Genomic DNA, 15381 nt, shown 5'->3' with positions numbered 1-15381 from the left:
CAGTCGACGCCTCGATCAAGATCATTGACGAGGAGGGTCTCGACGCCTTCAGTCTTCCGCGGCTGGCAACCGTCCTGGGTGTGCGCGCCCCTTCGCTGTATCACCACTTCGCGAGCAAAGACGAGTTGCTCGTGGCGGTGGCTCGCCACATTGCGGGTAAGTCGGTGACCAGGCCTCGGCGTCCACCCGGTCCGGACTGGCCCGAGTACTTCGTCAGTCTCGGGCTGAACTTCCGGCAATCGGTGCTTCGTCACCGCAATGCCGCATCGATTCTCCTCGAGCACCTGCCCCGGCAGACGCTCATTCCCGGCTTCGAAGACGCCGCACGGTATCTGCACGATTCAGGCGTGCCGGTGCGGTTGCACGTCGAAATTCTCGACGGTGTCGAAACTCTCTGCCTCGGCGCTGTCCTCACCGAAGCTCTGCGAAAGCCACGCGCCAGGTACGTTCTTTTTCCCGCGGTCAACGCCACTGACCATCCTCATCTGAGTGCGGCTCTTGCTGCCAATGAGTTGACCGCCAAAGAGCTTTTCGCCGAACGGATTCGGAGCTTCCTGCGGGGCGTGATCGCCAACGCCGAGGGTGGCACGCGGTCCGAGGAAGCATCGGCCTGATCCGCCCGCTCTTTCCAGGGCAGTAATTTATTTGCCCGTTGCGTCAATTCGCTGCTCGCCGACGGGCCCGTCGCGCTTCCTCCGATCGGTCGGAGATCTCGCAACGCACAGGCATCCCGGTACCGACGGACTGACCCGTGCCAGCGGCCATCTGCACAAACAGTGCTGGCGCACCCACGTGTGTGTCAGTGCGTGGCATCACACCAGTGGGTGTGATGTGAACGAGTTCGCAGTCGGGGGTTGGCAAGAAAAACTATTGCTAGTAGATTGACCACTCGTCACTCGATAAACCACATGACGTTAGGTTTGTATGGGTGTATCTGCACGTCAAAAGGGGCAAAGGATGAACGGACTGGCTTCGCGGGTGACCGCGGGATCGGGCCGCCCTGCACGTCGTAGCTCCCTGTCCGGCGGTTCCGCAGAACAACCACACTCCTGCCGGCCCGGTGCGTTCACCACCTGCGGGGCTGCGCGACGGTCGCGGCGACGCGTGGCCTCGTACGCGCGCGTGAACAGTCAACCGGTGCCGGCCGGGACAGTCGGAGGCGATTGCTGTTCTGCGTATCTCGGACGCCCACACACATTCGGTGGAGACGTTGCTGTGAGGTGGCGATGACATCACCTGGTCGGCGAATGTCGGACCGATTGAACGCACTGTCGTCGACCAAGGCCGGAAAGCCACTCGGCGCCATCGGAGACTTCTTCGCGATGTCGCTCGACGTACTCGTGCTGTTGTTCAGACCCCCCTTCGCGTGGCGCGAGTTCGTGCTGCAGGCGTGGTTCGTCGCGCGCGTCTCACTGATACCGACGCTCATGCTGGCGATCCCGTTCACGGTCCTGCTCGTCTTCACGTTCAACATCCTGTTGGTCGAGTTCGGCGCAGCCGACTACTCGGGGACCGGTGCGGCATATGGCACCGTGACCCAGATCGGCCCGGTGGTGACGGTGCTCGTCGTCTCGGGCGCGGGTGCCACAGCCATGTGTGCCGATCTCGGCGCCCGCACCATCCGCGAGGAACTCGACGCCTTGCGAGTGATGGGTGTCAATCCCATCCAGGCGCTGGTGGTCCCCAGGGTGCTCGCGGCCACCGTCGTGGCGACACTGCTGTCATCGGTGGTCATTCTCGTGGGACTCGTTGGTAGCTTTGCCTTCTCGGTCTTCATCCAGCACGTGACGCCAGGATCGTTCGTCGGCGGCCTCACGGTCATCACGAAGGCGCCCGATGTGATCGTCGCGTTGATCAAGTCGACGCTGTTCGGGCTCGCCGCCGGATTGATCGCGTGCTACAAGGGCATTTCGGTCGGTGGCGGACCCGCCGGTGTCGGAAACGCGGTCAACGAGACGGTCGTGTTCACCTTCGTCGCGTTGTTCGCGATCAACATCGTCGCGACCGCCGTGGGGGTGACCGCCACACTATGACCGTCAGCTCACCCAGCAGGCTTCACCCGCGGCTGCACCGCTCTACGAGGCGCGTGACGGGTGGGTTGACCCGTATCGGTACCCAGGCGCAGTTCTACTTCCAGACGGTTGTCTCGATCCGGGACGGCGTGGTCCACTACAACGCCGAACTGGTTCGTCTCATCGCCCAGATGAGCTTGGGCACAGGAGCATTGGCGGTGATCGGCGGCACTGTCGTCATCGTGGGATTCCTGACGCTGTCCACCGGAGCGCTGGTGGCCGTGCAGGGGTACAACCAGTTCGCCAACGTCGGTGTCGAAGCGCTGACCGGTTTCGCCTCGGCCTTCTTCAACGTCCGGCTCATCGCGCCCGTCATCGCAGGTATCGCTCTGGCGGCGACGATCGGAGCCGGCGCCACCGCGCAGCTCGGTGCGATGCGCATCAACGAGGAGATCGACGCCCTCGAGGTGATGGGGGTTCGCTCGGTGGCCTATTTGGCCTCCAATCGGGTTGCCGCGGGAGTCATCGTCGTGATGCCGCTGTACTGCGTCGCGATGATCACCGCGTTCCTGGCTGCCCGCTTCGGCACCACCGTTGTCTACGGACAGTCCAGCGGTGTCTACGACCATTACTTCAACACCTTCCTGAACCCCACGGACATCATCTGGTCGTTCTTCCAGGCGGTGTTGATGGCAGTCGTCATCATGTTGGTGCACACCTACTACGGCTACACCGCCTCCGGTGGCCCCGCGGGTGTGGGGGAAGCCGTCGGCAGGGCGGTGCGCACCTCGATGATCTCGGCGGTCTTCGTCGTCCTGTTCGTCTCACTCGCCATCTACGGGCAGTCCGGCAACTTCCACCTGGCGGGCTGATCCGATGTCCCTGGCGCAGCGAGCACAGCACGTGCACCCGATCTGGTGGGCGGTCACCCTTTTCGCCATCATCACCGCGCTCGTCGCGCTGTGCGTGGCGATGTTCGCCGGCGTCTTCACCTCGTATGTTCCTGTCACTGTGGTTTCCGGGCGCACCGGTCTCGTCATGGAATCCGGGGCCAAGGTGAAGATGCGTGGAGTAGAGGTCGGGCGGGTCGCCGGCGTCACCGGTGGTAGCCAGCCGACCAGCCTGCAGCTGGAACTCTTTCCGGATCAGGTCGCCCGGATACCCGCCAACGTCGGAGCCGAGATCAAGGCCACGACGGCATTCGGCGCCAAGTACGTCGACCTCGTCTACCCGGACGAGCCGAGTCCGCGCAGGCTCACCGCCGGTGCGGTCCTGCAGTCCCGCAATGTGACGACCGAGGTGAACACCGTCTTCGACAACCTGGTGGGACTCCTGCACCAGATCGACATCTCCAAGCTCAACGCCGTGCTGACGGCACTCGCGGACGGTGTGCGCGGTCAGGGTGAACGGATCGGTCAGGCGACCACGGACGCCAATCAGGTTCTGCAGGCGATCAATCCGCGAATGGACGCCGTGGCCGCCGACTGGCGATCGTTGCGAGGATTCAGCGACGCCTACGGAGCTGCCGCCGCGGACATCTTGTCGACGCTGGATGCGGCGAGCACGACCAGCACCACGGTGAGCAGTCACGCGAAAGATCTCGATGCGTTGCTGATGAGCACGATCGGCTTCGCCACCAGTGGGACCGAGCTGCTGGCGCAGAACAGGGACACCTTCGTCAACGGGATCAACGTGCTGGAGCCCACCACCAGCCTGCTGCTCGAGTACAACCCCGAGATCACCTGCACCGTGCAGGGCGCGAAGGTCTTCCTCGACAAAGCCGGAAACGAATGGTTCGGGGGTGACGGTCGGACGGTGTTCCTCGATGCCGGGATCTCGTTCGGCGACGACCTGTACCGCTATCCCGAGAACCTGCCCGTGGTCGCGGCCAAGGGAGGCCCGGGTGGCAAACCAGGGTGTGGTTCGCTCCCGGACGTGGCCAAGAACTTCCCTGTCCGGCAGCTGGTCACGAACACAGGTTACGGAACCGGACTGGACTGGAGGCCGAATCCGGGCATCGGTCAAACCTGTTCGGCCAGTTACCTTCCGGTGACGCGAGCTGTTCCCGGCCCGCCCGACGTCGGCCAGTGCCTCCCGGGCCCCGCCCCGGGGCCGCCGCCACCCTATCCGGGCGGGCCGCCCCTACGGCGCGCCGTGGTACGCGGCGGACGGCAGCCCGCTGTACCCCGGCCTGCCCGCGGGTCCCGCCCCTGCACCGCCGCCACCGCCAGCCGCGCCGCCTCCGTTGTCGGCAGAGGCACCGCCACAACCCACCCCGTGACACCGAGGACAGTCAATCCGTGAACACCAGTCTGAGACGAGCTGCGATCAGCTTCACGATCTTCGCGATCGTCTGCTTGTTCGGCACGGCGGGACTGCTCGCGATCTTCTCGCAGTACCGGGTGTCCACCGAGCAGGCCTACTCCGCCGATTTCGTCGACGTGAGTGGCTTGAAGGTGGGGGACTTCGTGCGCATCGCCGGTGTCGAAGTGGGAAAGGTCAAAGCCATCTCGATCAACGATGCCTCCCAAGCAGTGGTCCAGTTCTCGGCTGAACCCTCGGTGACGTTGACCGATGCGACCAAGGCTGCCGTCCGATGGGAGAACCCGATCGGCGATCGCTACCTGGCATTGCTGGAGGGCGGTGACAGCGGGCGGCGGTTGGCCCCCGGTGGCACCATCGGCGTGGACAAGACAGAGCCGGCCCTCGACCTCGACACTTTGCTGGGTGGCTTCCGGCCCCTGTTCCGGGCTCTCGACCCGCAGCAGGTCAATACCCTGTCATTCCAGCTGATCTCAGCGTTTCAGGGGGAAGGCGCCACAATTGGCTCGTTCCTCACCCAGGCCGCGGCGGTCACCAGCACGCTCGCTGACCGTGACGAACTCATCGGCCAGGTGATCGACAACCTCAACGCTGTCGTCGGCTCCTTCGGCGGCAACACCGACGAGTTCGGGAAGGCAGTCGACTCACTCGCAGAACTGACCAAAGGCCTGGCTGAGCACAAGACCGACATCACCAACGCGGTGGCCCACACCAACGCGGCCTCAGCGACATTGGCCGACCTTCTCACCAAGGCACGTCCCGCGGCCAGGGACGTGGTGTCCCAGACCGATGCCGTCGCCGCGATCGTCGCCGCCGACCACGACTGGTTCGACAACTATCTCGAGACCCTGCCGCAGTCCTACAAGGTGCTCAGCCGGCTCGGCATCATGGGCGACTTCTTCACGTTCTATCTGTGCGATCTGGTGCTGAAGGTCAACGGCAAAGGCGGGCAACCGGTTTACGTGAAGCTCGCCGGTCAGAGCTCAGGGCGGTGCGCACCGAAGTGAAGTCCTTCCAGGAACGCAATCGGTACGTCATCGGGATCGTCGGAATCGTCGTGCTGCTCGCCGTGGTCACCGGGGCACTCCAGTACAAGAAGCTGCCGTTCGTCCACAGCATGGACCACTACTCGGCCTATTTCGCCGAGGCCGGCGGACTGCGCGCCGGGGCCCCGGTTCAGGTGGCCGGCTACCGCGTGGGCGAGGTGTCCTCCGTCGACCTGAGCGGTTCGCAGGTTCTGGTGACATTCAGCGTCGACGACAACGTGCGGCTCGGCCAGGACACCGAGGTCAGCATCCGTACCAAGAGTCTGCTGGGTGCCAAGGTGCTGGCCGTGGCACCCCGCGGCGACGGGCACCTCGACCGCCCGATCCCCATCGAGCGCACCCGTTCGCCCTACCAGCTTCCCGATGCGCTCGGTGACTTGTCGACGACCATCAAGGATCTCGACACGAACTCCGTGTCGGATGCCCTTGCGACACTGGCGGATACGTTCAAAGACACCCCACCTAACGTCCAGGCGGCCGTTCAGGGTGTCGGCCGCTTCGCCCAGTCGCTGGACACCCGTGACACCGCACTACGTCAGCTGCTCGCCGATGCGAACAAGGCGACCCGAGTACTCTCCGACCGCGCTGACCAGATCGGAGGCCTGGTGGCCAACAGCAATGCGCTGCTCGCCGAACTCCGGACACAAAGTGCTGCACTGGCGCAGATCTCAGGGAATCTGTCGGCCCTCGCCCAGCAACTGTCAGGTTTCATCAGTGACAACAAGGCCGCGTTGAAGCCTGCCCTGGACAAGCTCAACGCCGTGCTGTCGATCGTCGATGCGCGAAAGGCCGGCCTGCAGCAGGCGATCAAGTACCTCAACCAGTACGCAATGTCGTTGGGTGAATCGGTGGCATCCGGTCCCTTCTTCAAGGCCTACATCGTCAACCTGCTGCCCGGTCAGTTCGTCCAGCCGTTCGTCGACGCCGCCTTCTCCGATCTCGGTCTCGACCCCAACACCCTGCTCCCCTCGCAACGCACCGATCCGCAGATCGGCCAGAAGGCCACGCCGCCATTGCCGGTGCCGTACCCACGGACCGGTCAGGGCGGTGAACCCAGGCTCACGATCCCCGACGCCATCACCGGAAACCCCGGTGACGCCGGTTGCGGACCGCCCGGACTTCCCCTTCCAGGCCCCACTGGCTGCTATCCGTACCGGGATCCAGGCCCACCGCCACCGCCGGGCGGTCCACCGCCCGGGCCACCGGCACCCGCACCGCAGTCCAGCGGCAGCACAGGCTCTGACACGACGGGTGAGGGGGGACAGTGACCGGATCACGCACCGCGCGCATCGGTGTCGCCGCCGCGCTGGTCGCCCTCATGGTGGCCGGTGCTGTGGTCGTCGTGCGAAACTACAACGCACTCAATCGCATTCATGTGGTCGCGTACTTCGAGAACAGCAACGGTCTGTTCGTCAACGACGAAGTACGCATCCTGGGGGTTCCGGTCGGGCGCATCGACAGCATCGAACCGCAGCCGCAGCGAGTGAAGATCGGCTTCTGGGTCGACGACAAGTACTCCGTGCCGGCCGACGCGAGGGCGGCGATCATCTCCCCGCAGCTGGTCACCGCGCGCGCCATCCAGCTCACACCGGTCTACACCGGTGGAGCGCAGATGGCCGACGGCGCCGTCATCGACGAGAAGAACACCGCGGTGCCCCTGGAGTGGGACGACCTTCGGGTCCAACTGGAAAAGCTCACCGACGCTCTGCAACCCACTGAACCCGGTGGCGTCAGCACGCTCGGCGCGTTCGTCGACACCGCCGCGGACAACCTTCGGGGGCAGGGTGTGAGCATCCGCGACACCGTCGCCAAACTGTCGCAGGCGTTGTCCATCCTCGGGGACCACAGTGACGACATCTTCTCCACGATCAAGAACATCTCGCTCGTCGTGTCGGCGTTGCGCGACAGCGATGACCTGCTGCGCCAACTGAATCGGAACCTGGCCTCGGTCACCGGATCGCTGGCGAGTTCACCCGACGCTGTCGGCAACGCGGTCGGTGACCTCAACGAGGTCGTCCATGCGGCCACGGAATTCATTGCCGACAATCGTGATTCGATAGGTACCACAACCGACAAGCTCGCATCGATCACCACGGCGGTGCACGACAGCATCGACGATGTCGAGCAAGCTCTGCACCTGTTCCCCAACACACTGCAGAACTTCATCAACATCTACCAACCGACTCAGCAGGGCATCACCGGTGCGCTGACGCTGCAGAACTTCGCGAATCCGATCTCCTTCATCTGCGGCTCATTGGAAGCCGCATCAAGAATGAACAGTGAGCAGTCGGCCAAACTGTGCGCGCAGTACCTCGCGCCCATCATCAAGAACCGGCAGTACAACTTCCTACCGTTGGGGGCCAACTATGTCGTCGGGGAATCGGCGCGGCCGAACGAACTGACATACTCCGAGGATTGGTTGCGGCCGAGCTACCGTCCGACCCCACCGGCTCCGGCTCCCGCCGCGTCCACCGATCCCCACGCCGGCCTCAGCGGCATGATGGTCCCGCACGGGAGCGGATCGTGATGGAGAAACGTCTGCACGACAGTCGAATTCGCCGTCTCCTCGTCGTACTGGCCGCGGCCGTCACTACGTCCCTAGCAGCATCGGGTTGCCAGTGGAACGGACTCAACTCACTTCCCCTGCCCGGCACCGAGGGGGGCGGTCCCGGCTCCTATGTCGTGCAGGCCCAGCTTCCCGATGTGGGCTACATCCAGCAGAACTCACGGGTTCGAGTCGGGGACGCCAACGTCGGCACCATCACCAAGATCGAACGCCAGGGATGGCATGCCCTGGTGACGATGACGCTCAATTCCGATGTCGTGCTCCCGGCCAATGCGACGGCCACGGTCGGTCAGACGAGCTTGCTCGGATCACTGCACATTGAACTCGCTCCACCGACCAATGTGGCGCCACAGGGCCGTTTGCACGAGGGCTCACTGATCCCACTCGAACGCGCCGGCGCCTACCCGGGGACGGACCAGACCCTGTCGGCGTTGTCGTTGATGCTCAACGGCGGCGGCATCGGCCAGGTGCAGGACATCACCGCAGCCTTCGCCACAGCGTTCACGGGCCGAGAGGCGGACTTGAAGAGTCTCATCACCCAGATCGACGAGTTCACCACTCGTTTGAACGCCCAGACCGGTGACGTGATCTCGGCGACCGAGAGTTTCAACGGGCTCGTCGGCCAGCTGGCCGATCAGAAGCCGGTGCTGGACAGAGCGATTCACACGATCCCCGATGCGCTCGCGGTGTTGGCGGAGCAACGGGACAACCTGAGCGCCGCGGCCGACGCCTTCGCCAAGTTCAGTGCGTTGACCACCGACACCGTGAACAACAGCAAGGAAAACCTGGTCAAGGAACTACAGGCCGTCGGACCTGTTCTGAAATCGTTGGCCGCGACCGGTCCCGATCTGACGCGGTCGTTGGACTTCATCGGTACCTTCCCGTGGCCGAAGGGGCCGCTCGACAAGTGGATTCGCGGTGACTACGCCAACATCACCGCGATCGCCGACCTCACCCTGAGCCGTATCGACAACGCGCTCTTCACCGGAACCCGATTCGAAGGCAAGCTCACCGAGCTGGAGATGCAATGGGGTCGCACCATCGGACAGCTACCCAGTCCCTACACGGCCACGAACCCGTTGGTCGCTCCCTATCACCTCGATCAGGGGCCGTGACATGCGCCTGACGAAGCCGGTGAAGACCCAGCTGGCCATTTTCACCACTGTCGCGGTCGTCGCCGGGGCGGTGATGATCTTCGGGTACATCAAGCTCCCCGCGATGATGGGCGTGGGCCGGTACACGGTGACCCTGGAGCTGATGCAGGCCAGCGGTCTCTACGACAGCGCCAATGTCACGTACCGGGGTACCGAGGTGGGTCGGGTGACCGCGGTGAACCTCACCGACAGTGGGGTTGAAGCGACCTTGTCTCTGCGATCCGACATCTCCATACCCTCCGACCTCCAGGCGCAGGTTCACAGCACGTCGGCCATCGGCGAGCAGTACGTTGCGCTCCTGCCACGCAACGGCACGTCACCGCCGCTGAAGAACGGCGATGTCATCGATGTGCAGAACACCTCGACACCGCCCGACATCGGGGAGCTGCTCGACGCCGCCAATCGGGGGTTGCAGGCGATTCCTCGTGACAACGTCACGACCGTCGTCGACGAGAGTTACTCAGCCGTCGGAGGGTTGGGGCCGGAACTGTCCCGGATCGTCCGGGCCTCCAGTGACCTCGCCATCGACGCGCGCAAGAATCTCGGTCCGATCGTCTCGGTGATCGACAACGCGGGACCCGTGTTGGACACCCAGGCCGACACGGCCGATTCCATCAAGAAGTGGGCCGCGCACGTGTCCGACCTGACGCACCAGTTGAAGGTCGAAGACGGGGCGGTCGCCGGCTTCCTCCAGCAGGGGGGACCCGCCGCCGAACAGGCCCGCCTACTGGTCGATCGACTCAAACCCAGCCTGCCGGTGATGATGAACAACCTGCTGGGCCTGGGCCAACTCGCCGTCACCTACAACGCCGGTATCGAACAGCTGCTCGTCCTGGTTCCGATGGGGGTGGCCGTCATGCAGTCGGGAACGGTGGCCAATCGCGACAGCAAGCACCCAGGTCTGGTTCTGTCGTTCAACCTCAATCTCAACCTCCCGCCCCCGTGCACCACCGGCTACTTGCCCGCTCAACAGCAGCGCGTCCCGTCCCTGACCGACACCCCGGATCGTCCGGTGGACGACCTGTACTGCCGGATTCCGCAGGATTCGTGGAACGCGGTACGTGGCGCCCGCAATCTGCCCTGCATGATGAAGCCCGGCAAGCGCGCTCCCACCGCGAAGATGTGCCGCAGCGACGAGGAGTACGTGCCCCTCAACGATGGCTTCAACTGGAAGGGCGACCCGAACGCGACGCTGAGCGGCCAGGACATTCCGCAGCGACCGCCCGATTCGACTGTGCCCCAGACGGTACCGGCGCAACCGCAGGCGGCGGCGCCACCAGCAGGTGGCGAGGGCCCGCCCATAGCTGCCGCCTACTACGACCCGGCGACCGGCGCCTACCGAGCACCTGACGGCAAGGTCTACACGCAACAGGACCTGACCGTCCACGAAGGAGGAAAGACATGGCAGAGCATGCTGATTCCGCCGAGGTGATCGACGTCTGCGATGACGATCATCTCCAATCCGATTCCGAATCCGATTCCGGTGGAGAGGAATACGCTGCCGACGCCGCAGTGGGCCGAAGGACGTCCGCGGCGAACGCGGCGATCGTCGTCTGCGGTGTCGTCCTGATCGCTCTGGGCACAGTCGCAGGATGGCTCGGTTGGGGCATCCATGGTGAGCGTGAGGTGAGCGCCCAGCGCGACACCATGATCGACGTCGCCCGACAAGGTGCAGTCAACCTCACCACCATCAATTTCACTGAGGTCGACGCCGACATCGCGCGCATCCTCGATTCCTCGGTGGGGGACTTCCACGACGACTTCCAGCAGCGCTCACAGCCGTTCATCGACGTGGTGAAGCAGGCGCAGTCGACATCGGTGGGCACGGTGACCTCGGCCGGCCTGGAGAAGCTGGACGGGGATCACGGGCAGGTTCTCGTCGCGGTTTCGGTGAGGACATCGAACGTGGGTGGACAGGACCAGCCTCCGCGCGCCTGGCGGATGCGCATCGACGTGCAGAAGATCGCCGACGGCACATACAAGGTCTCCGACGTCAACTTCGTCGCCTGATCACCCCACGCCACCAGAAAGGAAGACACGTGTCCCTCGACGTCGAAGAGAGTCGCAGCCCGGTGGACTCGGAACCGGTGGAAACGAAGCGCACACCACGGTGGCGGCGAATCCGGTGGAAGAATCTGTTCGCCTTCGCGATACTGCCGGCGGCGGTCGTGCTGCTCGCTGCCGGGACCGGCTACCTGAAATGGCTCGATCACAGCGCGGTCCAGTCCCAGCGTGCTGAAGAACAATCCGTGCGTGCGGCGTCTGACACGACGGTTGCGATGCTGGCGTACCAGCCCGACACCGTGGACACGGATCTCAGGGCAGCCGCTGATCGATTGACCGGTGGTTTCCGCGACGAGTACCTCAAGCTCGTCAACGACATCGTGATCCCGGGCTCGAAGGAGAAGAAGATCTCTGCGTCTGCGACGGTGCAGTCGGCCGCGCCGGTCTCTGCGACCGAATCTCACGCAGTGACAATGCTGTTCGTCAATCAGACGACGACGATCGGGGATGCCCCGCCGACGAATTCGCTGTCCACCGTGCAGGTGACCTTGGACAGGATCGACGGGCGTTGGCTCGTCTCCGGATTCGAACCGGTCTAGCGATCACCGAAAGCGGTGGAACCCATGGGGAACAACCATGTACGCATCTGCACGTCGGCGGCGCTCGCCCTGTCGAGCGCTGCCGCCGCCATAGCGTCGACACCCGCGGCGCACGCCGACAACCGGCGGCTGAACAACAGCGTCGTGACCAACGTCTACACGCTGCAACACCAGGCGGGATGCACCAACGACGTGAAGATCAACCCGCAGCTGCGCTTGGCGGCCGAGTGGCACACCAACGACGTGCTGAACAACCGCACGCTCGGCGGTGATCTCGGATCGGACGGCTCGACTGCGCAGTCGCGCGCAGACGCGGCCGGCTATCGGGGAGAGGTCGGCCAGACCGTGGCGATCAATCCGGCCCTGGCGATCAACGGACTCGACATCCTGCACCAGTGGTACTACGACCCGGTGGCCTACGCCGTCATGGCCGACTGCTCGCATACGGACATCGGGGTCTGGTCGGCCAACAGTCTGGACCGCAGCGTGGTCGTTGCCGTCTACGGTGCGCCGGACCGATGATCGCCGAGAGGAAACATCGATGAGGGTCCCTGCCGTCGCTGTGGTTGCCGTCGCCGCTGGCGTGCTCGGTGCGGTCCTCTCACCGGTTGCGCACGCCGATCCAGGAGACGGCCCCTGTGAGGTGGTCATGTGGCCGCTCTGCGCGGTCATCCCATCGGCGCCGTCACTACAGGGCGACATCGACCTGACCACCGATCAGCCGGTGGATCCGTCGATTCCTCCTCCTGACGAGCGTCCGCCGGCCGACATCTGTGCCAACGGCTGCATGTGAGCAGAGCTACGGCTCTTTCGCGACAGACTCGTCGAATGTCGAGTGCGCCTTGATCAGGCTTAGTGTTCGACGTGTGAGCACTCCATCTCGCGACGGGCCGAGGTCGCACACCGCACGGCGCGCCGACAGCCGCGAGGTCATCTTGAATGCGGCCGTGGAAGCGCTGGTGGACCACGGTTACGTCGGCGCGTCCACTGTGGTGATCCAGGAGCGGGCGGGTGTCTCGCGAGGCCGCTTGCTGCACTACTTCCCTTCTCGAGACGAGCTCTTGGTGGCTGCCGCTGAGCATCTGGTGACCAAGCGCATCGGCGAAATGGCGGACTGGTTCGACTCGGGCTCGGACCACCCGCCGCATGGTGGCCCGCGGATCGACGACGCGGTGGACGCGCTCTGGCGGACGTTCCGCCAGCCCTACTTCTGGGCGGCAATGGAGTTGTGGGTGGCGGCGCGGATCAACACTGCGTTGCGCGCTGAGCTGGTCGTGGCCGAGCGGCGGCTGGGCCGTGACATCGAACGCGTGGTGGCGACGATGTTCGGTCCGGAGCACAGCAGTCACCCGGGGTTTGCGCGCTTGAGGGAGCTGCTGTTCACCAGCATGCGCGGCGTTGCGCTGACGTATGCGATCGACGAACGCGATCCGGACAAGGATCCGCACGTCGCCATGTGGCGTCAGATCGCGCGAGACACCTTGCTTCAGCCCGGACAGTAATACAGTCAGTGCTGACTGTTATTCTGGCGGGCGTGACCTCTGCGCCTGACCGCACGCAAGACCGGATGACCCACGACGTCTGGCTCCCCGAGGAAATCGTGGGGTTGCGCGCCGAAGCGCGAGACGCCGTCCGCCGGCGGGTTGCTCCGCACGCTCGCGACATCGGAGCGCGTGAGGAGTCTCGGGAAAGCTTTCCGTGGGCTGCTTTTCGCGGACTCGCCGAGGAGGGCATGTTCGCCGTCCCCTTCGGAAGTGACTACGGTCGCGGTCTCGACCACCCGATGCTGGGCACCTGCACCGTCGCCGAGGAGATCGCCTACGAGTCGTCGTCGCTGGCGGGCGTGTACGACGGTCAGTGCATCCTGGTGCCGCAGACGCTCGTCTTCGCCACTGATGAGCTGCGGGCCCGGTTGATTCCGGAACTGGTGAGCGGGCGGGTGGCCTTCTCCTTCGCCACCACCGAGCCGGAAACGAGCTCTGATCTCACCGCTGCGCGCCTGCGGACCGTCGCCGAGGAGACGTCCGACGGCTTCCTGGTCAACGGCCGAAAGCGGTGGATCACCAACAGCATTGCCGCCGGTTGGGTGTCGGTACTCGTCCGGGCCGGCGCACACGGGGACAGAGCCCACATGCTGCTGGTGGACCTGACTTCTCCTGGTGTGCGGATCGGTAACCCCGATCTGAAGATGGGGCACCGTGGTCAGATCACCGCGGACATCGAGTTCACCGACGTCCATGTGCCGCGGAACCACCTGCTCGGCGCTGCGGGCGGCGGGATGAGTGTGGCGCTCTCGGCGCTGGTTCGTGGTCGTATCGGGATCGGTGCTGCCGGTGTTGGGGTGGCGCAGGCGGCCCTCGATCTGGCCGTGCACCGCCTGCGGACGCGCGAGGTGTTCGGTGCGCCGCTGGGTGCTATGCAGCATTGGCAGTTCGTGATGGCCCAGCGGGCCACCGAGATCGAGTGCGCGCGAACGCTGTATCAGAAGGCGGCCACCCTGATCGATCGCGGCGACCGCAGCGCTGAGCCTGAGGCGGCGATGGCCAAGGCCTACGGCACCCGTCTGGCCAACGACGTCGTGCGTGAGGCGATCCAGATCTACGGCGCGCTGGGGTTCGCCCGCCAGGTCGGCGAGACAGGCGAGTCGGTCCGGCTCGAGGAGATGTTCCGCGACGCCAAGATCCTGGAGATCTTCGAGGGCGCCAACGAACTCCAACAGTGGATCGTCGCTCGCCAGCTCATCGGCCGCGACATCACCGGCTGAGGTGTGAGCGAAAAATCGTTTTCCCCCGGATGTCTGCGCGACCTATCGTCGCCACCATGGAAGTCCGGGCCCACGACGATGTCGCGAGCTTCCTCGCGCTCGCGCGTCCGCTCTACGCGCGCGACCCGATCCGGCATACCGTCGAGCTGACCGCGCTGGCCGCCGGCGTCGCCGACGACGCGCTTCTCCTCACTGTGCACGAGGGTGACGATGTGGTCGGTGCGGCGATGCAGACCCCGCCTTATCCTCTGCTGGTCAACGGTCTGCCGATCGAAAACGTCGACAGCACTGTGGCATTCGTGGCCGAAACCCACCCCACCCTGTGCGGGCTTCGGGGACTGCGTGAGCGTGCTCAGCGGTTCTGCGCCGCATGGCAGTCGAGGTTGGCGGTCGGAAGCCGCGTCAACGTCGAGGAGATGCTGTACCGGCTGGGCACCCTGCAGCCCCCGGTCGACGTACCGGGAGAACAGCGCCTTGCGACCGAGGTCGACCACCCGTTGCTCGCCGCGCGCGTGGAGGACTTCTTCGTCGAGACGTTTCAGGAGGTCCGGGACGATGAGGCCGGGGTGAGGTTCGTGAAAGGCGCTGTCGCCGCAGGTAATCGGTTCGTACTCTGGACCGTCGATGACGAGGTGGTGAGCATGGCGCTGCTGCGCGCCCCCGCGTCAGGGGTCTCGCGGATCGGCCCTGTCCAGACGCCAGTGGCCGCCCGCGGGCGCGGCTTCGGATCGGCGGTGACGGCGGCTGCCGCGCACCTGGCCCGCGACGAAGGTGTGCCGGAGGTGGTCCTGTTCGCGGACCTGGCCAACCCGGTGTCGAACCGGATATACCGCCGTATCGGTTTCGAACCTGTCAGCGAGAACGTCCGTATCGACTTCGTGCCGCGCTGACGCGCGAGTGCGTGCATTCGGCGC

Annotated in this window: 14 protein-coding genes and 2 pseudogenes; all 16 read left to right on the top strand. The window is 64.9% G+C overall.

Annotated features, from left to right (window positions below):
* Positions 1-614: TetR family transcriptional regulator (locus PGN37_RS04245; RefSeq protein ID WP_335329760.1), on the top strand; the 614-nt coding region annotated here is incomplete at its 5' end.
* Between the two features lie 633 nt (positions 615-1247).
* Positions 1248-2033 (top strand): MlaE family ABC transporter permease, encoded by a 786-nt coding sequence (locus tag PGN37_RS04240; RefSeq protein WP_335329759.1) that lies wholly within the window; start codon positions 1248-1250, stop codon positions 2031-2033.
* Positions 2030-2884, top strand: a complete 855-nt coding sequence (locus tag PGN37_RS04235; RefSeq protein WP_335329758.1) for an ABC transporter permease — start codon at positions 2030-2032, stop codon at positions 2882-2884. The genes PGN37_RS04240 and PGN37_RS04235 overlap by 4 nt, the downstream gene beginning before the upstream one ends.
* 4 nt (positions 2885-2888) lie before the next feature.
* Positions 2889-4293, top strand: a pseudogene (locus PGN37_RS04230) (MCE family protein).
* A gap of 19 nt (positions 4294-4312) precedes the next feature.
* Positions 4313-5341: an MCE family protein gene (locus PGN37_RS04225; protein ID WP_335329757.1), complete on the top strand. Its 1029-nt coding sequence runs from the start codon at positions 4313-4315 to the stop codon at positions 5339-5341.
* Complete coding sequence (locus PGN37_RS04220; RefSeq protein WP_335329786.1) at positions 5338-6648, top strand: MCE family protein; 1311 nt, start codon at positions 5338-5340, stop codon at positions 6646-6648. The genes PGN37_RS04225 and PGN37_RS04220 overlap by 4 nt, the downstream gene beginning before the upstream one ends.
* Complete coding sequence (locus tag PGN37_RS04215) at positions 6645-7907, top strand: MCE family protein (RefSeq protein ID WP_335329756.1); 1263 nt, start codon at positions 6645-6647, stop codon at positions 7905-7907. Before PGN37_RS04220 ends, PGN37_RS04215 begins: the two co-directional genes overlap by 4 nt.
* Positions 7907-9061 (top strand): MCE family protein, encoded by a 1155-nt coding sequence (locus PGN37_RS04210; protein ID WP_335329785.1) that lies wholly within the window; start codon positions 7907-7909, stop codon positions 9059-9061. Before PGN37_RS04215 ends, PGN37_RS04210 begins: the two co-directional genes overlap by 1 nt.
* 1 nt (position 9062) lies before the next feature.
* Positions 9063-10532: an MlaD family protein gene (locus tag PGN37_RS04205; protein ID WP_335329755.1), complete on the top strand. Its 1470-nt coding sequence runs from the start codon at positions 9063-9065 to the stop codon at positions 10530-10532.
* Positions 10502-11110, top strand: a complete 609-nt coding sequence (locus PGN37_RS04200; RefSeq protein WP_335329754.1) for a hypothetical protein — start codon at positions 10502-10504, stop codon at positions 11108-11110. Before PGN37_RS04205 ends, PGN37_RS04200 begins: the two co-directional genes overlap by 31 nt.
* 29 nt (positions 11111-11139) lie before the next feature.
* Positions 11140-11703, top strand: coding sequence for a hypothetical protein (locus PGN37_RS04195; RefSeq protein WP_335329753.1), 564 nt, complete (start codon positions 11140-11142; stop codon positions 11701-11703).
* Positions 11704-11727: 24 nt separating this feature from the next.
* Positions 11728-12222 (top strand): annotated as a pseudogene (locus tag PGN37_RS04190) (CAP domain-containing protein); the annotation flags it as partial.
* A gap of 22 nt (positions 12223-12244) precedes the next feature.
* Complete coding sequence (locus tag PGN37_RS04185; protein WP_335329752.1) at positions 12245-12496, top strand: fibronectin-binding protein; 252 nt, start codon at positions 12245-12247, stop codon at positions 12494-12496.
* Between the two features lie 73 nt (positions 12497-12569).
* Positions 12570-13205, top strand: coding sequence for a TetR/AcrR family transcriptional regulator (locus PGN37_RS04180; RefSeq protein WP_335329751.1), 636 nt, complete (start codon positions 12570-12572; stop codon positions 13203-13205).
* 65 nt (positions 13206-13270) lie between these two features.
* Entirely contained in the window at positions 13271-14467 is a 1197-nt protein-coding gene (locus PGN37_RS04175; RefSeq protein ID WP_335329784.1) for an acyl-CoA dehydrogenase family protein, read from the top strand.
* Between the two features lie 56 nt (positions 14468-14523).
* Complete coding sequence (locus PGN37_RS04170; RefSeq protein ID WP_335329750.1) at positions 14524-15357, top strand: GNAT family N-acetyltransferase; 834 nt, start codon at positions 14524-14526, stop codon at positions 15355-15357.
* Positions 15358-15381: the final 24 nt, after the last annotated feature.

The sequence above is a fragment of the Mycobacterium kyogaense genome, from assembly GCF_036946525.1.
Lineage (GTDB): Bacteria > Actinomycetota > Actinomycetes > Mycobacteriales > Mycobacteriaceae > Mycobacterium > Mycobacterium kyogaense_A.
The sequence above is the reverse complement of the archived record's forward strand: the minus strand, read 5'-3'. Positions and strand labels throughout refer to the sequence as shown.